The organism is Glutamicibacter sp. BSL13 (assembly GCF_052928425.1).
The window spans coordinates 15,964-36,102 of record NZ_JAVGCZ010000029.1 but is presented as its reverse complement, the minus strand read 5'-3'; the positions used below and the strand labels follow the sequence as shown (position 1 = coordinate 36,102).

19 protein-coding genes and 1 tRNA gene are annotated in these 20,139 nt (G+C 64.7%); 14 read left to right on the top strand and 6 right to left on the bottom strand.

Translation table 11 applies throughout. The annotated features are described in order from the left end of the window. Nucleotides 1-12: 12 nt before the first annotated feature. The 4 genes from RCJ92_RS07580 to RCJ92_RS07565 all read left to right on the top strand — a co-directional run bounded on the left by RCJ92_RS07580 (nt 13) and on the right by RCJ92_RS07565 (nt 2,415). Nucleotides 13-165, top strand: a complete 153-nt coding sequence (locus RCJ92_RS07580) for a hypothetical protein (protein WP_446754233.1) — start codon at nt 13-15, stop codon at nt 163-165. A gap of 88 nt (nt 166-253) precedes the next feature. Further along, on the top strand, nt 254-418 hold the full coding sequence (locus tag RCJ92_RS07575) for a hypothetical protein (protein ID WP_446754231.1): 165 nt from the start codon (nt 254-256) through the stop codon (nt 416-418). A 121-nt stretch (nt 419-539) separates the two neighbouring features. Beyond that, entirely contained in the window at nt 540-1,910 is a 1,371-nt protein-coding gene (locus RCJ92_RS07570) for an NAD(P)/FAD-dependent oxidoreductase (RefSeq protein WP_138925752.1), read from the top strand. 226 nt (nt 1,911-2,136) lie between these two features. Further along, complete coding sequence (locus tag RCJ92_RS07565) at nt 2,137-2,415, top strand: hypothetical protein (protein WP_054820608.1); 279 nt, start codon at nt 2,137-2,139, stop codon at nt 2,413-2,415. Nucleotides 2,416-2,450: 35 nt separating this feature from the next. On the opposite strand, the gene RCJ92_RS07560 is transcribed toward RCJ92_RS07565, so the two are convergent. Continuing rightward, nucleotides 2,451-3,509, bottom strand: coding sequence for a MalY/PatB family protein (locus RCJ92_RS07560; protein WP_446754230.1), 1,059 nt, complete (start codon nt 3,507-3,509; stop codon nt 2,451-2,453). Nucleotides 3,510-3,635: 126 nt separating this feature from the next. Next, a complete protein-coding gene (locus RCJ92_RS07555) occupies nt 3,636-4,349 on the bottom strand; it encodes a PIG-L deacetylase family protein (protein WP_138175369.1) in 714 nt (237 codons plus the stop codon). A gap of 346 nt (nt 4,350-4,695) precedes the next feature. Between RCJ92_RS07555 and RCJ92_RS07550 the strand changes: the two genes are divergently transcribed. Beyond that, entirely contained in the window at nt 4,696-5,397 is a 702-nt protein-coding gene (locus RCJ92_RS07550; RefSeq protein WP_446754229.1) for a class I SAM-dependent methyltransferase, read from the top strand. Between the two features lie 31 nt (nt 5,398-5,428). On the opposite strand, the gene RCJ92_RS07545 is transcribed toward RCJ92_RS07550, so the two are convergent. Beyond that, nucleotides 5,429-7,216, bottom strand: a complete 1,788-nt coding sequence (locus tag RCJ92_RS07545; RefSeq protein ID WP_446754228.1) for an ABC-F family ATP-binding cassette domain-containing protein — start codon at nt 7,214-7,216, stop codon at nt 5,429-5,431. A gap of 306 nt (nt 7,217-7,522) precedes the next feature. Between RCJ92_RS07545 and RCJ92_RS07540 the strand changes: the two genes are divergently transcribed. From RCJ92_RS07540 to RCJ92_RS07530, 3 genes are all read left to right on the top strand, one after another. Next, nucleotides 7,523-7,594: transfer RNA gene (locus RCJ92_RS07540), tRNA-Gln, on the top strand. Between the two features lie 123 nt (nt 7,595-7,717). Beyond that, a complete protein-coding gene (gene glmU / locus RCJ92_RS07535; RefSeq protein WP_138925755.1) occupies nt 7,718-9,169 on the top strand; it encodes a bifunctional UDP-N-acetylglucosamine diphosphorylase/glucosamine-1-phosphate N-acetyltransferase GlmU in 1,452 nt (483 codons plus the stop codon). Nucleotides 9,170-9,239: 70 nt separating this feature from the next. Next, the gene (locus RCJ92_RS07530) at nt 9,240-10,220 is read left to right on the top strand and encodes a ribose-phosphate diphosphokinase (protein WP_138175361.1); all 981 of its coding nucleotides are present in this window, start codon (nt 9,240-9,242) and stop codon (nt 10,218-10,220) included. Between the two features lie 87 nt (nt 10,221-10,307). Here the strand turns inward: RCJ92_RS07530 and RCJ92_RS07525 are convergent, their stop codons facing one another. Continuing rightward, on the bottom strand, nt 10,308-10,718 hold the full coding sequence (locus RCJ92_RS07525) for a DUF1801 domain-containing protein (RefSeq protein WP_246049735.1): 411 nt from the start codon (nt 10,716-10,718) through the stop codon (nt 10,308-10,310). 341 nt (nt 10,719-11,059) lie between these two features. On the opposite strand from RCJ92_RS07525, the gene RCJ92_RS07520 reads away from it, so the two are divergent. The 4 genes from RCJ92_RS07520 (at nt 11,060) to sufU (ending at nt 14,045) form a co-directional block, all read left to right on the top strand. Then, on the top strand, nt 11,060-11,344 hold the full coding sequence (locus RCJ92_RS07520) for a 50S ribosomal protein L25 (RefSeq protein WP_138175357.1): 285 nt from the start codon (nt 11,060-11,062) through the stop codon (nt 11,342-11,344). Between the two features lie 29 nt (nt 11,345-11,373). Then, nucleotides 11,374-11,955, top strand: coding sequence for an aminoacyl-tRNA hydrolase (gene pth, locus RCJ92_RS07515; protein WP_446754227.1), 582 nt, complete (start codon nt 11,374-11,376; stop codon nt 11,953-11,955). A 335-nt stretch (nt 11,956-12,290) separates the two neighbouring features. After that, complete coding sequence (locus tag RCJ92_RS07510) at nt 12,291-13,589, top strand: SufS family cysteine desulfurase (RefSeq protein ID WP_138925758.1); 1,299 nt, start codon at nt 12,291-12,293, stop codon at nt 13,587-13,589. Beyond that, on the top strand, nt 13,590-14,045 hold the full coding sequence (sufU, locus tag RCJ92_RS07505) for a Fe-S cluster assembly sulfur transfer protein SufU (RefSeq protein WP_446754226.1): 456 nt from the start codon (nt 13,590-13,592) through the stop codon (nt 14,043-14,045). Nucleotides 14,046-14,182: 137 nt separating this feature from the next. Here the strand turns inward: sufU and nhaA are convergent, their stop codons facing one another. Together nhaA and RCJ92_RS07495 are read right to left on the bottom strand one after the other, a co-directional pair. Further along, nucleotides 14,183-15,514 carry a Na+/H+ antiporter NhaA gene (gene nhaA, locus RCJ92_RS07500; RefSeq protein ID WP_446754225.1) on the bottom strand — a complete coding sequence of 444 codons (1,332 nt, stop codon included), beginning with the start codon at nt 15,512-15,514 and terminating at the stop codon, nt 14,183-14,185. 158 nt (nt 15,515-15,672) lie between these two features. Continuing rightward, a complete protein-coding gene (locus tag RCJ92_RS07495) occupies nt 15,673-16,167 on the bottom strand; it encodes a DUF2505 domain-containing protein (protein ID WP_446754224.1) in 495 nt (164 codons plus the stop codon). A 114-nt stretch (nt 16,168-16,281) separates the two neighbouring features. Between RCJ92_RS07495 and RCJ92_RS07490 the strand changes: the two genes are divergently transcribed. Together RCJ92_RS07490 and mfd are read left to right on the top strand one after the other, a co-directional pair. Then, nucleotides 16,282-16,431 (top strand): hypothetical protein, encoded by a 150-nt coding sequence (locus RCJ92_RS07490; RefSeq protein WP_446754223.1) that lies wholly within the window; start codon nt 16,282-16,284, stop codon nt 16,429-16,431. 5 nt (nt 16,432-16,436) lie between these two features. Further along, nucleotides 16,437-20,060: a transcription-repair coupling factor gene (gene mfd / locus RCJ92_RS07485; RefSeq protein WP_446754222.1), complete on the top strand. Its 3,624-nt coding sequence runs from the start codon at nt 16,437-16,439 to the stop codon at nt 20,058-20,060. The last annotated feature ends 79 nt before the right edge of the window (nt 20,061-20,139 follow it).

Below are 20,139 nucleotides of genomic sequence, written 5' to 3'. Positions count from 1 at the left end.
GCGCTGCGGGCCATGGTTTCCGGCTCCGGACCCACCCTGGCGCTGCTGGTGCGCGACGCCGAGCACGCCCGCGAAGTCATGGCCCAGCTGGGCGATGAGGTCGGGGTCGCCACCCTGGCCGTGCAGGCCCCCGCGCCCGGGGCGCGGATCGTCCACAGCCAGTAGCCTCCCGCCCTTCCCATCCCCGCCCTTCCCCGGTAGGCTTGCGCGAACACCCAGCCCCCGTGGGGGCGGATCAGGAGGATGGGATCTGATGCAGGCCTGGCCCCGCAACGCGGCTCTGACGCTGCTGCTGATCGCCCTGGCACTGTTGGCCGTCTTTCAATGGCTGCCGGCGTTGCTGCTCTTCCCCGCCGCCGGTGCCCTGCTGGTTTGGAACCAGGCGCCGCGCACGGGCCAGCGGCGTGGCGAATACTGAATTCCTTGCGCCGTTCAGGCGGCGGAACGCGGCCATTGCCAGGAAGGTGTCGCCCGCCTACGCTTAGCTGCAAGTGGGCCCGTCTTCGCCGGCCCGATGTTGCAACGGGGCGGTGCGTTAGATGATCAACGGGCAGGTTTCACACTGGTGGGAACAACTGGGCAGCCCCCAGCCGCGTCCGGCGCTGCCCGGGTACCTGTCCACCGACGTGGCCATCGTCGGCGGCGGATTCACCGGTCTGTGGAGCGCCTACTACCTGAAAAAGCTGCAGCCGCTGCTGCGCGTGGTGGTGCTTGAACAACGCCACGTCGGCTACGGGGCCTCGGGACGGAACGGAGGGTGGCTGACCAACTCCATCACCGGCGGCCGGCAACGCCACGTGGCCCGCTTTGGTCGCAGTGGCGCCGAGGCGTTCCAGCAGGCCATGAACCGCAGCGTGGACGAGGTCATCGACGTCTGCCGGGCCGAGGGGATCGACGCCGACATTCAGCGCGGCGGGGAATTCCAAGTCGCCTACACCCCGGCCCAGGAGGCCCGGCTGCGCGCGGATTTTGCGTCCGAGCGCAGCTGGGCGCACACCGACGTGCAGCTGCTGCAGGCCGCAGAGGCCCGCGCCCGGATCAACATTGCCGGAACCCGGGCGGCACTGTGGCACCCGCATGCGGCGCGGATCCATCCGGCAAAGCTGGTGACCGGACTGGCCGCGGCGGTGGAACGGCTCGGGGTGGAGATCTACGAAGACACCCGGGTCACCGAGATCCTGCCCCACCTGCTGCACACCAGCCACGGCAGCGTCGCAGCCGAACACATCGTGCGGGCCACCGAGGGGTTCACTGCGGCCCTGCCCGGGCTGCGCCGGCTGTGGCTGCCGATGAACTCCTCAATGATTGTGACCGAGCCGCTGCCGCCAGCGGTGTGGGATGAGCTGAACTGGTCCAAGGGGGAGGTGTTGGGGGACTACGCGCACGTGTACATGTACGCCCAGCGCACCGCCGATGACCGGATCGCCATCGGGGGCCGCGGGGTGCCCTACAAATATGGGTCCCGCACCGACCTCGATGGGCGCACCGCGTCATCGACCGTCGCGGCATTGAGCGGCATCCTGCACCGCTTCTTTCCCGTCACCAGCCAGGCACGCATCGAGCACGCGTGGTCCGGGGTGCTGGGCGTGCCCCGGGACTGGGCGGCAACGGTGGGCCTGGACCGGGACACCGGGCTGGCCTGGGCTGGGGGATACGTGGGTACGGGGGTGAGCGCCACCAATTTGGCCGGACGGACCCTGGCCGACTTGATCCTGGGACGCGACAGCGAGCTGGTGCACCTGCCCTGGGTGGATCGCCAGGCCCGCCGATGGGAGCCCGAGCCGCTGCGCTGGCTCGCCACCACCTCACTATATGCGGCCTATCATGCCGCCGACCGGTCTGAGGCCGCCGGACGTGAACGCACCTCGCCGATTGCCCGGATCGCCGATCTCATCACCGGCAAATCTTGAGCTGTTCAATCCGAAATTCGAACATCTGAGATCCTTCCCAGTTAACGGAGAGAGCTTGTTCGCGCTATCCTCCTTAAGAACGATGGCGAACTGTGAGGATCACGAGTACTGTGACCTGAAGTGATTTATTGTTCTGGGATCGGTTATTTTTTGCGACCATTGCAGTGGACATCATGGCCCGTGCAAACCCTGGAATAAGTTATCGAACACCTGCCTAAGGAGAACTATGGAAGAGCGCGTGGCTTTGCGCCAAACTCCGTATCCAATCCCCACGCTGGTCATGATGGGCGGCGCACTTCTTGTCGCCCTGATGTCGGTGGACTGGACCGGATCCGGCCAAGAACGCCCGATCTGGGTTTTCCTGCTGCCACCAATCTTCGGGTCCGTCGGAAGCCTGCTTGGCCTCGCTCGCCGGGACTACTCCTGGGCGACCGCTTCGGCTATCCTGGGTCTGGGGCTGCTGCCCATGCCCATCATCCTCACCCTGCTTGTTGACGGAATGTAGCGACCCTGTCAATCCAGCTCCGCCCCGCGCCGGAATTACCGGCGCGCCACGGCGTCAGCCATCTGCTGTACGGTCTGGATCAGCAGCGGACGGGGCATCGCGAAATTCATGCGGAGAAAACCCTCCAGGCCGGAACCGCACTCCGCACCGTCCACCACCGCCACCTGGGCCTGCTGCAGCATGAACTGCTGGGCATTGGGCGGCAGGCTGAGCCCGCTGGTGTTCAGCCAGGCCAGATAGGTGCCTTGCGGCGCAAGCCAGTCAATGCCCGGCAGTTGCTCGGACAGCAGTTGCCCCAGCAGGTCACGGTTGCCCTGCAGGTACTGCAGCACTTCATCGCGCCAGGCAGCACCATGATCATAGGCCGCCACGGTCGCCCGCATGCCCGGCAGGGAAGCGCCATGGGTGATGAAAAAACCGTACTCCTGCCAGCGCTCAAGATCTTGCAGATTTGAGAAGATCAGCTGCGCGCACTTCAGGCCGGGAATGTTGAAGGTCTTGGACGCCGCGGTCGCAGTGATCGCCTGGCGCGCCGCGGCCGAGTTAACCGAGGCGTAGGGCAGATGATCCCGTCCGTCAAAGCTGATGGACGCGTGGATTTCATCGGAAAATACCCGTGCGTCGTGCCGGGCCACGATGGCCGAGAGCTCCTCCAGCTCGGTGCGCGAGTACATTTTCCCAATGGGGTTGTGCGGGTTGCACAGAATCACCAGGCCGCCAGCCGGGGCCAGTGCCGTGTCGATGGCGGCCAGATCCATGTGCCAGCCGTGCTCATCCCGCAACATCGGCACTTCAATGACCCGCCGCTGGCGCAGACGCGGGAACTTCAGGAACGGCATGTAGGCGGGGGTGGGCAGCACCACCGGCGCCTCGGGATCAAGGAAATAATCCAGCACGCCGCCCAGCCCGGCCAGCACGTCTCCGGTCGGCACGATGTTCTGCACGCCAGGGGCCCAACCGAAGTTCGTCGAATAGTAGTCATTGGTGGCCCGGGCCAGCTCGTGTTCCAGCCACGGGGGAGCGTAACCGGTCAGTTCGGAGGAGGCATACTCCTCCAGCGCCGTGCGAATTGGCGCAGCCAGACCAAAATCCATCTCCGCCACCCAGGCGCCCATGGCGTCGGGAAAACCTGTCCACTTCAGGGACCCGCCCGATCGTAGGGACTGAACACTGCGTTGGTCCCACTGCTTCCAATGCTCCGTCATCAGTCCACCCCGTCCCTAGTTGTACACCCGGAACGCGACTTCGCCCCCGGCAGCGGGGTCGATGCCGCCCAGCACCCGATCCACCACCTGGGCCCGTGCCTGTTCCTCAATCGGGTCTTCACTCAGCCGGGTGAGGTACTCCCGGTGCTCAGACAGCGCAGCGATCGCGGCGGTGATATCGGCCTCGCCGACCGGAACGTAGTGGGTGGGGCTCTCGTCGGCAAATACCGCGATCATCCGCACGCCGGTCCAGACCGGTTCCTCCAGGTCCGGAAAGATCCAGGAGTTCGCGGCATCGGAGACCGAATCCAGCACTGCCCGGCCGACCGCCTGATGGTCAGCCGAGTTGCGGTTCACTCCACCAAAGGCCCGATCGAAGTTTAGGGTGATGACGACGTCAGGACGGTAGGCCCGGATTTTCTGGGCGAATTTGCGTCGCATCTGCAGGCCGTATTCCAGGCGGCCATCCGGCATTCCGAGGAATTCGAGGTTTTGCACCCCAACATGTCCGATGGCCCGCTGTTGTTCAGCTTCACGCAGTGGACCGGACTGTGCCGGTGCGATGCCCTCGATGCCTGCCTCGCCGGAGGTCGCCAGCACGTAGCTGACTTCCTTGCCTTGCCCGGTCCAGCGATTGACCGCCAGCGCGGTTCCGTATTCGGGGTCATCGGGGTGGGCCATCAGCACCAGGGCCCGGTTCCAGTCCTCATCAAACAGTTCTAGGCTCATGCCGCGATTCTTCCCGATAAGCGGTGACTTGCCAATACTTCAAAAAAATCGCCAGAAACCAGAAACAGGCGCCGTCCTGCTTGGGTTCCAGTCCAAGGCCTTTGCTTTAGCGGCCCATCAGGGAGGGAAGATAGCGATTCTGGTGCACTGCATGTTAACGAGCTGCCCGTCGGGACGGAGGAATTGCGGACCGTTGGGGTAGTGTCAGCCGTGCCGAGGTTGCTGAGACTAGTCCGAAGACAGCAAGGAACGCGTTGGCCGTCGTCCTGTGTGGAAGCCGTCGTTCGGTCAGTGCTCTGTCGGCTGACCAGCTACCGTTTCATGAAGTGCTCGACCCGGAGGGATCATGAAAGAAACCAACTATGACCATTTCGCCGCTGCGTATTCCACGGAAAACCAGGGTAGCCTGCTCAACGCGTACTACGAGCGACCGGCCATGCTTGAACTTGCCGGAGGCGTTGAGGGGCATCAGGTACTGGATGCCGGATGCGGATCTGGCCCCCTCATGGAAGAGCTGCGCAATCGGGGCGCCAATGTTGTTGGCTTCGATGCCAGCGCAGCCATGATCGACCTCGCCCGCAGCAGGCTCGGTTCGGCGGCAGATTTGTCGGTTGCAGACCTTAGCCGGCCACTTTCCTATTCCGATGATTCATTCGACGAGGTAATGGCATCCCTGGTTCTTCATTACCTGAAAGATTGGGTGGCGCCGCTTAGGGAATTTCGTCGCGTGCTTCGGCCCGATGGGCGGTTGATCGTATCCGTCAATCACCCAATCCTTTACCCGTGGACTCGCCCGGGCCAAGACTACTTCAAGCTCACCCGGTACAGCGATGAACTCACCTTCGACGGTCAATCCGCGAAGCTCACTTACTGGCACCGCCCGCTGCACATGATGACCGACGCCTTTTCGGAAGCTGGATTTCGAATCGAGGTGCTCAGCGAGCCAGGGTATTCGCCCGAAGCTCCCGCGGAAATCATTCCGCCTCAGTTCAAGGACCGAACCGCGTTTTTGAGTTTCATCTTCTTCGTTCTACGTCCCGAGGGGTAGCGAGAAAGCCGCCAGCAGCCGCCTCCGGTGCTCAACCGACGATCTCTGAAAGTTCCAGCCAGCGTTCCTCAAGTTCATCGACCTGCTCCTGCAGTTCCCGCAATTCGGCCGTGAACTTTCCCAAGGCCTCATAGTCGCTTTGATCGTGCGCGGCCATCTTCTCGTGCAGCTTGCCGATCTTCTCGTTCAGCTGGCCCACCTTGCGCTCGTTGGCGTTCATTTCCTTCTGGGCCGCACGGATCTCGGCACCCGAGGGGCCAGCGGTCTTGGGCACCTGCGCTGCCCCGGCCTCGGGCTTGGCTCCGGAGCCGGATTCCTGGGCCTCGCGCAAACGCAGGTATTCATCGACGCCGCCTGGCACGTGGCGGAAGTGCCCTTCAAGGATTGCGTACTGCTGATCCGTGACGCGCTCCAACAGGTAGCGGTCGTGGGAAACCACAATCAGGGTGCCCGGCCAGGAATCGAGCAGGTCTTCCAGGGCGGCGAGCATGTCGGTATCCACATCGTTGGTGGGCTCATCCAGGATCATCACGTTCGGTTCGTTCATGAGGATCATCAGCAGCTGCAGGCGCCGGCGCTGTCCGCCGGAGAGCTCGGCGACCTTGGTGGACAGGTGCGCCCGGGAAAAGCCCAGGCGCTCCAGCAGCTGTGCCGGGGTCAGATCCTTGCCATCGACGTTAAAAGCGGTGCTGAAGCGGGAGAGCACCTCACGAACCTTGTCCTGGCCAATTTTCTGAAGTTCCCGAAACTGCTGGTCCAGTACGGCCAGCTTCACGGTCTTGCCCCGCTTGATTCGCCCGCTGCTGGGTTCCACGGTGCCGGCAATCAGGCCCAGCAGGGTGGATTTACCCGCGCCATTGGCGCCCAGGATGCCGGTTCGTTCGCCCGGACCGATCCGCCAGGTGAACGGCTTGAGGATTTGCCGGCCGTCAAAGCTGACCGACGTGTCGATCAGGTCCACCACATCCTTGCCGAGCCGGGCGGTGGCCATCTTCTTCAGCTCGATCGGGTTGCGGACCTCTGGCACATCGGTGATCAGCTGGTTGGCCGCCTCGATGCGGAACTTTGGTTTTGAGGTGCGGGCCGGGGCGCCGCGGCGCAGCCAGGCCAGTTCCTTCTTCATCATGTTCTGGCGCTTGGATTCGGTCACCGCTGCAATCCGGTCACGCTCCACCCGCTGCAGCACATAGGCCGCATAGCCGCCCTCGAAGGGCTCGACGATCTGGTCGTGCACTTCCCACGTGGTGGTGCACACCGCATCCAGGAACCAGCGGTCGTGCGTGACCACCATCAGCCCGCCGGTGTTCTTGGCCCAGCGGTGGTTCAGGTGCTGTGCCAGCCAGGCGATGCCCTCCACGTCCAGGTGGTTGGTCGGCTCGTCGAGGATGATCACGTCCCAGTCCTCGACCAACAGCGCGGCCAGTGCCACCCGGCGACGCTGACCGCCGGAGAGCGTGGATATCTTCGCTTCCCATTCCAGGTCGGAGACCAGCCCGGCGATGATGTCGCGGATCTTGGGGTCCGAGGCCCATTCGTGTTCGGCCTGGTTGCCCACGACCGATTCGCGCACTGACAGGGCCTCGTCCAGGGTGTCGGCCTGATCCAGGGCCCCCACCCGCAGCCCCGAACGCTGGGTGACCCGGCCCGAGTTGGGCTCCAGCCGTCCGGCAAGCATGCGCAGCAGCGAGGACTTGCCGTCGCCGTTGCGCCCCACCACGCCGATGCGGTCGCCGTCGGAAATGCCGATGGTTACCGAATCAAAGACGGTGTGGGTGGGATATTCCAGATGCAGGGCTTCGCCCCCGAGTAAATGTGCCACGTCTCCAGTCTACGAACCGGTACCAAATCGATGAATACCACCTCCATGACGCGATTGAGACTGTGCCGCTTGTCACAGGCTGCGGATGGGGCGAATGCCGGAATGACCAGTCTGCGCGTGTGGGCGTAAGCGGCGAAGGGGGTCTGGGAACAAGGGAACTCGGGCAGGGGAGAAGCGTGTGCTCCCCTCGTCTTAAAGACGCAGGAATCCCGTGCGGGGCACGGCGATTTGTGATTTCACTACGCGCGGTGATCATGGCAGAATAATGAACTGTGCTTGACCCGGGCAGCCGGTGCCGGAGCACGATCCGCCCTGGTGTAATGGCAACACGCCAGCCTTTGGAGCTGTGCATTCTAGGTTCGAATCCTAGGGGCGGAACTCACGGCCAGTATGGCCCTGCCCACTGCGTTCATGCGATGTTCATTCCGCGCGCTAGACTATCCCATGGGTTTCTCAATATAGGCACGAGAGCCTTGAAACGACATCGCAGGAGAACACAACTTGAGCGATCAGGTCAACGCACCAGTAGCTGTCATCGTCCTCGCCGCAGGCGCCGGTACCCGAATGAAATCGGCGAAACCCAAAATCATGCACGAGATCGCCGGTCGCTCCATGGTGGTCCATGCATTGCACGCGGCAGCGGCTCTGGAACCGAAGAACCTGGTCGCCGTGGTGCGCCACCAGCGTGATCTGGTCGCCGCGCACATCCTGGACCACTTCCCGCAGCTGACCATCGCGGATCAGGACGAGGTGCCTGGCACCGGCCGCGCCGTGCAGCAGGGACTGCAGGCCGTGGACGGATACCTGGAGGGCACTGTCGTGGTGACCTACGGGGATGTGCCGCTGCTGACCAGCGAAGTCCTCAAGGACCTGGTTGCCGTCCACGAAGCCCAGGGCAACGCGGTCACCGTGCTGACCACCGAACTGGATGACCCCACCGGCTACGGCCGAATCCTGCGCGACGCGCAGGGGGATGTCACCGCGATTCGTGAACAAAAGGATGCGACCGCCGAGGAACTGGCGGTGAAGGAAATCAATTCCGGCATCTACGCGTTCGACGCAGCCATGCTCACCAGCGCGCTGCAGGAAGTGACCACCGAGAACGCGCAGGGCGAAATGTACCTGACCGACGTGCTGGCCATCGCCCGCAACCGCGGCGGCCGGGTGGCCACCGCTCAGATTTCGGACCGTTGGCAGATCGAGGGCGCCAACGACCGCGTCCAGGTCCAGCGCCTGGGCCAGGTGCTCAACGAGCGGCTGTGCGAGCACTGGATGCGCCAGGGCGTGACCATCATCGACCCCTCCACCACCTGGATCGACACCACCGTGGTGCTCAGCCAGGACGTGACCATCAAGCCCGGCACCCAGCTGCACGGCAACACCATGATCGGCACCGGCGCGGTGATCGGCCCGGACACCACCTTGACCAACGTGGTCGTCGGCCAGAACGCCACCGTCAAGCGCACCGACGCCACCGACTCGCGCATCGGGGAAGGGGCCACCGTCGGCCCGTTCACCTACCTGCGCCCCGGCACCGAGCTCGGCTCGGACGGAAAGATCGGCGCCTTCTATGAGACGAAGAACGTCAGCATCGGGCGCGGCTCCAAACTCTCGCACCTCGGCTACGCCGGGGACGCTGAAATCGGTGAGTACACCAACATCGGGTGTGGCAACATCACCGCAAACTACGACGGCGTGAAGAAGCACCGGACCAAGATCGGTTCGCACGTGCGCACCAGCTCGAACACCGTGTTCGTGGCCCCGGTCGAAATCGGGGACGGCGCGTACACCGGTGCCGGAGCCGTCGTCCGCAAGAACGTCCCGGCCGGTGCCCTGGCACTGTCCGTGGCTCCGCAGCGCAACTCCGAAGGGTGGACCCTGGCCAAGCGCCCGGGCAGCGCCTCGGCAGACGCTGCCTTCAAGGCGGCCCTGGACACCTCGGACATCGAGTAGCCAGGCATCCCCCGGAATTTCCTCAGAAACCACCTCTACGTGATAGCGAAGCGAGCGAGAAAGCAAACCCATGAGTGAAATTAGCCATAACGTCGACAAGAAGCTGGTCTTGGCGACCGGCCGCGCCCACCCGCAGCTTGCGGAAGAAGTGGCGAAGGCACTGGACACCGAACTGCTTCCGTTGAACGCCTACGATTTCGCCAATGGTGAGATCTACGTTCGCTCGGACGAGTCGGTGCGCGGCAAGGACGTCTTTTTGATGCAGTCCTATCCGGCACCGCTGAACAACTGGCTGATGGAACAGCTGATCATGATCGACTCGATGAAGCGGGCCAGCGCCCAGCGCATCACCGTGGTCGCCCCGTTCTACCCCTACGCCCGCCAGGACAAGAAGGGCCGCGGCCGCGAGCCGATCTCGGCCCGCCTGGTGGCCGACCTGTTCAAGGCCGCCGGCGCGGACCGCATCATCTCCTGCGACCTGCACACCGCGCAGATCCAGGGCTTCTTCGACGGTCCGGTTGACCACCTCTTCGCTTTCCCGCTGCTGGCCGACTACATCCGCGACATCGTCGAGGATGACAAGATCACCGTGGTTTCCCCGGACACCGGACGCGTGCGCGTGGCAGAGCAGTGGGCCGAACGCCTGGGCGGCGCCCCGCTGGCGTTCGTGCACAAGTCCCGCGATCTGACCATGCCGAACCAGGCCGAGTCCAAGACCGTGGTCGGCCAGGTCAAGGGCCGCACCGCGGTGTTGATTGACGACATGATCGACACCGGCGGCACGATCGCCGGGGCGGTGCGCGTGCTGAAGGAAGCCGGCGCGAAGGACGTCATCATCGCCGCCACCCACGCCGTGTTCTCCGAGCCGGCCTCCCAGCGCCTGGCCGAATGCGGTGCCCGTGAGGTCGTTGTGACCAACACGCTGCCGATCCCGGAGGAAAAGCGCTTCGAGAACCTGACCGTGCTGTCCATCGCTCCGCTGCTGGCCCGCGCCATCAGCGAAGTGTTCAAGGACGGTTCGGTGACCAACCTGTTCGACGGCCGCGCCTAAGCGCAGCTGAACTTCCACGACCGCTGGCCGGCCCCCGCTCCCGGGGTGCCCGCCAGCGGTCTTTGGGAAGGTGCCCGGCGGCCCGGCTCAGTTCACCGCAAAGGGGTCGGCCAGGGTTGCGGCGAGGGAAGCTTCCAGCAGTTCGCGCAGCGCCGCCTGGTCCACACCCTCAAGCCGGGTCAAATACAGGCACGCCTTGCTCGCCCTGTATTTGCCCAGTCGTTCCAGCAGCTGCGGCCACCGCTGGGCAAAGTCGCTAACCAGGTAGATGGTGTGCCGGCTCGCGCCCGGGGCAAAGGCCAGCAACGGGGCCTGCCCACCATGGCCGGTGGCGTACCGGTACTCGTACTGCCCGAAGCCGATAATGCGTCCGGCCCACACCACCGGTTCCTGCCCACTGATCTGTCCGAACAGCTCCAGCAGCTGCTCGGCCTCAGCGCGGCGTGGACCGCTGGCGCGATCCAGAACCGGCCCGACGGGCAGATCCGAGGGTGACATTGCCGGTTCCTTGCCTGCCATGATCGTCCTTCCAAAAAAACAGCTGATTGTTCGCCATCCTATGCGATGACGCGCACCCTTTGGACGGTGCCGGAGCGCTGGCCCACCGACTTGGCGGGCTTCCCGCCGTGTGTTTCCGGCAACAGGTTTTCATCCAGCGCGCAGGCACTGCTAGAATCATTGACTGTGCCCAGGCGAGGGGACCGGCTGTCAAGAGCCGGGACCGTTATCGACAAGGCCGGAAACGCTCGGTGAGAACCACTTCGGTGGGCTTTGTGCCGATGCTTCCCTGGTCCACGCGAGGGCGACAACGAAGCATTGAACAACCGAAGGAGAACACCATGAGCTCTGTAAACCTCGACGCCATCGTCCGCGAAGACTTCGGCAAGGGCGCTGCCCGCCGTGCCCGCCGCGATGCCAAGATCCCTGCCGTGGTCTACGGCGCAAGCTCCCAGCCGCTGCACGTGCTGCTGCCGGCCCAGGAAACCACCCTGGCCGTCCGCGACCGCTCCGTTGAGCTGGTCCTGAACGTGGATGGCAAGGAAGTCAAGACCACCGTCAAGGAGCTGCAGATCAACGCGCTGAGCCGCAACATCGATCACATCGACCTGATGGTTGCCGCCTAAGCAACGCAGCAGACCCATAGCTGATCATCATGAGTGATGAGACCTGGCTGGTAGCCGGGCTCGGGAATCCCGGGCCCGGCTACGCTGGCAATAGACACAATGTCGGGCACATGGTGCTCGACGAAATGGCCTCCCGCGTGGGCGGCAAGTTCAAATCCCATCCTTCACGCGCCCAAATCATCCAGGGCCGCATGGGAATCGGCGGGCCACGCCTCGTGCTGGCCAAGCCCGGCACCTATATGAACCTATCGGGTCAACCGGTGGGCAAACTGGCGAAGTTCTTCTCCGTCAGCCCCGACCACGTGATCGTCGTGCACGACGAGGTCGACATCCCCTTCGAGCAGATCAAGCTCAAGCAGGGCGGGGGAGAGGGTGGACACAACGGCCTGCGGGATATCTCCAAGGCACTGGGCACCAAAGACTACCTGCGCGTGCGGGTTGGCGTAGGTCGTCCACCTGGCCGCATGGAGACCGCGGACTGGGTGCTGCGCGACTTTTCCAAGACCGAACGCGCCAGCCTGCCGCTGCATTTGGACCGTGCGGCCGACGCGGTGGAAAGCCTGATCACCCAGGGCCTGGAACGCACACAACTAAAATTCCACGGCTCCTAAAATACTTAGTCAACCCCGTTTGCTAAGAGTACGCGCAAGCAATCTACCAAGCAGTAATAGTCCAGTTGTGCGCCAAAAAGTATGGCTATATTCTCTCATTCGGCTTCGGTTGAGAGGCCGATGAAGACGCCGACAGCTGACAGGCCTCCCCCAAGTACGGCCTAACTCCCCCAAGAGTCAGTTGTCGGCGTCTTCGCGTTAACGGGCAGGGGCCGCTAACTAAGGACCGGCTTAGGTGTCAGTTCGCGGATGAGGTGGAATAATTAGCCCATGTTCGCTTTCCCTAATCATTGCGCGGGGAGAGGCCACCACCACCACCGGAGGGACACGTGCATTTGGCAAGTAGCACCACTTCGACCCTGCAGCAGCCATTGACGAGTCAGGAAGTCGCGCGGATCAAGGCAGACTTCCAGATTCTCGATCAACCGGTCTCTGGCCACGAGTTGGTCTACCTGGACTCCGGGGCCACCAGCCAAAAACCGCGCTGCGTCTACGAGGCCGAGCAGCATTTCTACGAAACCGCCAACGCGGCGGTGCACCGTGGTGCGCACAGCCTGGCTGTGGAGGCCACCGACGTCTTCGAAAACGCCCGTGCGACGGTCGCCTCCTTCATTGGGGCGGCACCAAACGAGCTGGTGTGGACCTCGAATGCCACCGAGGCGTTGAACCTGCTGACCTACTCCTTCTCCAACGCCTCACTGGGCCGCGGGGGAGCGGAGGCTCGCCGCTTCGCCTTTGGCCCGGGCGACGAGATCCTGGTCACCGAACTGGAACACCACGCGAATCTGATCCCGTGGCAGGAGCTGGCCTTCCGCACCGGCGCCACGCTGCGCTACGTCCCGGTCAGTGATCAGGGGGTGCTGCGCTACGACCTGTTGGACGAGCTGGTCACCGAACGCACCAAGGTGGTCGCCTTCACCCACGTCTCGAACGTGCTGGGCACCGTGATCGACGTCCCGAAGTTCGTGCAGGCCGCCCGCCGGGTCGGGGCCCTGACGGTGCTCGACGGCTGCCAATCGGTTCCACACCTGCCGGTGAACGTGAAGAACCTGGACGTGGACTTCATGGCCTTCTCCGGGCACAAGATGCTCGGCCCCACAGGCATCGGGGCCCTCTACGGCCGGGCCGAACTGCTCGACGCGATGCCCCCGTTCCTCACCGGTGGATCCATGATCACCCTGGTGGACATGGAACACGCCGAATACCTGCCCTCGCCCCAGCGCTTTGAGGCCGGAACCCAGCGGGTCTCCCAGGCCCACGGCCTGGCCACTGCGGCCAGCTACCTGGACGAAATCGGCATGCAGCGCATCGCCGAATGGGAAGAGCGCCTGGGAGGGCTGCTGCTGCAGGGCCTGGCGAACCTTGAAGGCGTGCGGGTCTTCGGTCCCACCGATGCCCCGCGCATCGGCACAGTCCCATTTGAAGTCACCGGCGTGCATCCGCACGACGTGGGCCAGTACTTGGACTCGCGGGGCATTGCGGTCCGGGTGGGTCACCATTGCGCCCAGCCGCTGCACCGGGCCCTGGGTGTCACCGCCACCACCCGCGCCAGCACCTATTTGTACAACACCGAAGAAGACATCGCCCGGCTCATCGAAGCCGTCGGCTCGGTTCGAAAGTATTTTGGAGTCTAAGTGAACGACCTCGATCAGCTCTACCAACAGGTCATCCTGGACCACGCCAAGACGCGCACCGGATCCCCGTTGCAGCAGCCCGGCCAGGGCCACCGGCACGGCGAATCCCACCAGCACAATCCCATCTGCGGGGACCAGATTAAGGTCCGTGTCGAACTGGGCGAGGACGGGGGCCTGCAGACCATCAGCTGGGAAGGGGAAGGGTGCTCGATTTCCATGGCCTCGGCCTCGGTGCTCACCGAGCTGGCCACCGGGCTGAGCCGTGATGAATTCATGGAGCGCCTGGGGCTCTTCCGTGAGATGATGCGCTCCCGCGGAACCGCCATCCCCGATGAGGAGGCCCTGGAGGACGCGGCCGCCTTTGCCGGGGTCTCCAAGTTCCCGGCACGGGTCAAATGCGCCATGCTTTCCTGGGTGGCCGCAGAGGCCGCCCTGCTGGCCGCCAATGGCCAATAGCACGCCGGCAGGCCGTAGCAACGGCGCGGTTCCCGGAGGAACACGTCAGCCCTTGGAAACCGCTGGTTTCCAAGGGCTGACGTGTTCATCAGGATAGTTGCCTTACCGGGCTCACACCCGCAGGAGGCGTGAGCAAATCAGCTGTCCTGCTGGTAGACGTCCGGGACCCCGTCCTTGTTTTCGTCCCGGGTTTCACGTTCGTGGATGACCCGGTAGCGGCGGTTACGCGGCACCAGCCACAGTGCGCCGAGGATCGCGGCGACAAACGATCCGGTAAGGATCGCCACCTTCGCGTGCTCGTAGTGCGGGGACTGCAGGCCGAAGGACAGCTCGGAGACCAGCAGTGAGACGGTGAAGCCGATGCCGGCCAGCAGCGTCACGCCCAGCAGGTCGCCCCACTTGGTGTCCTCATCCAGGGAAGCCTTGGTGAACTTGGTCAGCACCCAGGTCGAACCCATGATGCCGATCGGCTTGCCGACCACCAGGCCGATGACAATGCCCCAGAACACCGGATCCAGGAACAGTTCGCCGGCCGATTCCATGCCCACCACCGAGACGCCGGCGGAGAAGAAGGCGAACACCGGGATCGCGAACCCACTGGACAGTGGCCGGAAGCGGTGCTCGAACTCTTGGGCCAGTCCCCGTCCGCGCCCCGGGTGGCGGCGCTTGACCGGTACGCAGAAGCCCAGCACCACGCCGGCAATGGTGGCGTGGATCCCCGAACCGAAAACGAAGATCCAGGTCAATACGCCCAACGGCAGCAACAGCAGCCAAGCCGCCCAAGCATGGTTAGCGAAGAGCTTGCCGAAGGCGTAGGCCAGGATGGTAAACGCGGCAATCGGGATCAGGGCCAGGCCCAGGTAATTCAGCTTCAGCTCGTCGGTGAAGACAAATGCGATGATCACGATCGCGATCAAGTCATCGACCACGGCCAGGGTCAGCAGGAAGATGCGCAGCGCAGTGGGCAGGGCCGAACCGATGACGGCCAGCACCGCGACCGCGAACGCAATATCGGTGGCGGTGGGAATCGCCCAGCCGCGCAGGGTTTCCTCACCGGCGGAGAAGTTGATGATCGTGTAGAACAGGGCCGGGACCAGTACACCGCCAAACGCGGCCGTCACCGGCACAACGGCGGTCTTGAAACGCCGCAGGTCGCCGATCACGAATTCCTTCTTCAGCTCCAACCCGGTGAGGAAGAAGAAGATGGCCAGCAAGGCATCGGCCGCCCAGTGCCCGAGGGACAGATCCAGGTTCACGCCGAAGATCTCGGGCCCGAAGTGGAAGTCGCGCAACGCGAAGTATGAATCGCTCCAGGGGGTGTTGGCCCAGATCAGGGCGAGAACCGCACCGGCGATCAGCAGCATCCCGCCGACGGTTTCCTTGCGCAGGATCTTGCCGATGCGGATGAATTCGGGATAGCTCGGGCGGGAGAACAGGCGGTGCTGTCCTGGCGAGGGTGTTTGGGGCATGAAGGGTCTCGCTTACTACTTGGATGAACATTTTCCGCCGACCAGACTTCCCGGCACACCAAAGACAACAGTATCGATTTGAGCCGCAGCTCACAAGCAAAGCCCGGCGTCCACCGACGTCGTGGTCACCGGGCCTTGGGCTGGCGGGAAGAACGGACTTACTTCGACAACCAGGCGTTGACCTGGGCTGCCTGCATGTTCAGGGCCTTGCCCAGGTACGGCTCGGCCGCCGAAGCGATCTTGCCGCCAATGAACGGAATGGAGGAGGAGACTTTTGCCTCAATGGCGAAATTGGTGCCCTCGGCGTTCGCGTCCAACGTCTCCGAGCCACTGACGCTCACCGGCACCCCGCCCACCGAGATGTCCACCGTGGCGGTGCGGCTGCCCGAGGCATCCGGGGCGCCCCACTTCTCGGTCTGAGTGACTTCCACGGAGGAGCCAACGAACTTCTTGGCCATGTCCGGCACCCGATCGGTGGGCAACGCGCGCACGGTGATCAGGGTAAAAGCGCCAGCGGTGTCGCCCTGGACGGAGAAGTCGGTCAGGGTTCCCTTGGCCAGGGTGGTCAGGTGCTCGGCGAACTCGCGGTTCGTCAGCGTGGCGATAATGTCGGAAACCGGGTGGGGAATCTGGGTGCTAGCGTTCAGTGCCATGGATGCGTTGCCAATCCTTTGTTATTCGCTGCGGGTACCCACCGGTTAATGTTCCCGGTGAATCGATCACAATCTAGCCTACCGGCCAGCACCGGTTGGGTAGGCTAGGAGGGCATGGCGAAACACCATTTGATCTGTTGCGCGGCCCCCGGAACCCCGAAGGCCGCCCGTCGTGCTGCGCGCATGCCCGTCACCGACATGTCCGCCCCCGACATGCCCAGCGTCGAGCTGCCCCACCCAGAATTGCCGCGAGAGGACCGTTGACTGTCATGACCCTGCACGGACTGCATGATTTCCTGCGCACCGAGACGTCATTCAAGAGGATCCACGAGAACGCCGCCCGACCCTATTCCACGCGCAGCACCGAGATTGAGATCGCCGCGCCCGCCGGGATGCGCGCCATCCTCAGCGCCCAAGTCAGTGACGCGCTGGTCGCCGCCGAGCATGAGGGGGTGGTGCTGGTTGTCACCGCCACCGGGCGGGAGGCCGAGGAGGTCTCCGAATCGCTTGGCGCCTACATGGACCGGGCCTCGGTCGCCGAGTTCCCCTCCTGGGAAACCCTGCCGCACGAACGGCTCTCCCCGCGCAGCGACACCGTGGGCCGGCGCCTGGAGGTGCTGCGCCGGCTGCATGACGGCGATCCGAACCTGAAGGTGATCATCGCCCCGATCCGCGCGGTCCTGCAGCCTCTAGTGCAGGGACTGGGACAGCTGCGCCCGGTGCAGCTGGTGCTGGGGGCCGAACCCGGGTTCGACCAGGTGATCAAGGACCTGGCCGCGGCGGCCTACGCCCGGGTGGACATGGTGACCCACCGCGGGGAGTTTGCGGTGCGCGGCGGCATCATCGACGTCTTCCCCCCGACCCTGGACCACCCGGTGCGCATTGACTTCTTCGGTGACGAGATCGACACCATGCGCTACTTCTCGATCGCTGACCAGCGCTCCATGAGCGACCAGGCGCCGGAGCAGATCACCGCCACCCCCTGCCGCGAACTGCTGATCACCGCGAAGGTGATGAGCCGGGCCGCGAAACTGGCCGATCAGTTCCCCGCGGCCACCGAAATGCTGACGAAGATCGCCGGGGGGATCGCCGTGGAGGGCATGGAGTCCCTCGCCCCGGTGCTGGTGGACAAGATGGTGCCGCTGCTCTCGCTGCTGCCGGCCTCCTCGGTGGCGCTGGTCATGGAGCCAGAACGGGTGCGCACCCGGGCCCACGACCTGAATGAGACGAACGCCGAATTTTTGGCCGCCGCCTGGGCCTCGGCCTCCGATGGGGCCAATGCGCCGCTGGATCTGTCCACCGCGGAGGCCGGGCGCCAGCTGGCCTCGGGCGACTTCGCCTCGTTGAGCGAGACGGTGGAGCACGCCGCGGCGGCCGAGGTTTCCTGGTGGGCGGTGACCTCACTGGGCGCCGATGAGGAACTGGAGCTGGGAGCCGAGACCATCCGGGTGCACGCCCGCGAACCGCGCGGTTACCAGGGGGACATCGAGGAAATGATGGCGTTCATCTCCTCCCGGATCCGCGATGAGTGGCGCCTGGTGGTCGCCACTGAGGGCCCCGGCCCGGCCGCCCGGCTCTCCCAGCTGTTCCACGAATACCAGATCCCGGCCCACCGGGTGGAGCAGATCTCCCAGGACCCCACCCCGGGGCTGATTGAGATCACCCAGGCGCAGGCCGGACGCGGGTTCGTGTTCGATGAGCTGAAGTTCGGCCTGCTCACCGAGGCCGACCTGCTGGGCCGCTCCAGCGCCTACGCCCCGCGCGCCGGCAAGAAGATGACCGCCAAGCGCAAACGCAACGCGGTGGACCCGCTGTCCCTGGTCGCCGGGGACTACATCGTGCATGAGCAGCACGGCATCGGCAAGTTCGTGGAGCTGGTGGCCCGCAAGGTCGCCGGGTCCTCCAAGGACGCCAGGCGCGAATACCTGGTGGTGGAGTACGCCCCCTCCAAGCGCGGCGCCCCCGGCGACCGCTTGTTCGTGCCCATGGACCAGCTGGACACCATCACCCGCTACGTGGGCGCCGAATCACCCAGCCTGTCCAAGATGGGCGGGTCGGACTGGTCGAACACGAAGTCCAAGGCCCGCAAGGCGGTCAAGCAGATCGCCGGGGACCTGATCAAGCTGTACTCGGCGCGCATGGCCAGCCGCGGCCACGCCTTTGGATCCGACACCCCCTGGCAGTCGGAGCTGGAGGAGGCCTTCGCCTATGTGGAGACCCCGGACCAGCTCACCGCCATCAACGAGGTGAAGGCCGATATGGAAAAGCAGGTCCCGATGGACCGGCTGATCTCCGGGGACGTGGGCTTTGGCAAGACCGAGATCGCGGTGCGCGCCGCCTTCAAGGCGGTGCAGGACTCCAAGCAGGTGGCCCTGCTGGTGCCCACCACGCTGCTGGCTTCCCAGCACTACCAGACGTTCACCGAACGCTACTCCGGATTCCCAGTGCGGGTGAAGGCGCTCTCGCGCTTCCAGACCGCCAAGGAAGCCAAGGAGGTGCTCGCCGGGCTTAAGGACGGCAGCGTGGACATCGTCATCGGCACCCACCGGCTGCTGTCCAAGAACGTGGAGTTCAAGAACCTGGGCCTGGTGATCATCGACGAGGAGCAGCGCTTCGGCGTGGAGCACAAGGAGGAGCTGAAGAAGCTGCGCACCAACGTGGATGTGCTGGCCATGAGCGCCACCCCGATCCCGCGCACCCTGGAGATGAGCCTGACCGGGATCCGGGAAACCTCCACGCTGGCCACCCCGCCGGAGGAGCGCCACCCGGTGCTCACCTATGTGGGTCCACGCACCGACAAGCAGATCTCCGCGGCGATCCGCCGCGAGCTGATGCGTGACGGTCAGGTGTTCTTCGTGCACAACCGGGTTTCCTCGATTGAGCGGGTCGCCGCCGAACTGCGCGAGCTGGTGCCCGAGGCGCGGGTTGAGGTGGCCCACGGCAAGATGAGTGAATCCCGCCTGGAACGGATCATCCAGGACTTCTGGGAACGCAAGTTTGATGTGCTGGTTTCCACCACCATCATCGAAACCGGCCTGGACATTTCTAACGCGAACACGCTGATCGTGGACCGGGCCAACAACTACGGCCTGTCCCAGCTGCACCAGCTGCGCGGGCGCGTGGGCCGGGCCCGGGAACGGGCCTACGCCTACTTCCTGTGGGACGCCGAAAAGCCGCTGGGCGAGGTGGCCCTGGAGCGGCTGAAGGCGGTCGCGGCGCACAATGAACTCGGCTCGGGCTACCAGCTGGCGATGAAGGACCTGGAACTGCGCGGGGCGGGCAACCTGCTGGGCGGGGAACAGTCCGGGCACATCGCCGGGGTGGGCTTCGACCTGTACCTGCGCCTAGTCGGGGAGGCCGTGGCCGACTACAAGGGGGAGGGGGACACCGAGCCGGCGGAAATGAAGATCGAGCTGCCGGTCAACGCCCACCTGCCCCACGACTACGTGCCCGGCGAACGGCTGCGCCTGGAGGCGTACCGCAACATCGCCTCCGCCGAGACCCCCGAGGCGCTGGCCGAGGTGGGGGAGGAGCTGGTGGACCGCTACGGCAAGATGCCGGCCCCGGTGCAGAACTTGTTGCGGGTGGCCGGGCTGCGGATCCGGGCCCGGGCAGCGGGCCTGAGCGACATCCAGCTGATCGGCAACCACGTGAAGGTCGCCCCGGCGAAGATCGAGGACCTGCCCGCCTCCCGCCAGGTGCGCGTGGAGCGGCTGTATCCGGGGGCAGCGAACAAGCCGGCGCTGAACGCGATCTTCTTCGATCGTCCGCGCACCGCCCCGGTGGGCGGACGCCCGCTGGCCGACGAGGAGATCCTGGACTGGGCCGAACAGCTGCTCTACAACCTGTTCGAAACCCAGCCGGCCCCCTCGGCCGCCGGCACCGGGGCCTGATCCCACCAGCCCGTTCCTGCCGGCCCGCGCGTCGGCCGGACCGGGCGGTAGGCCCACGCACCAGGGAACGAAAAAGGTG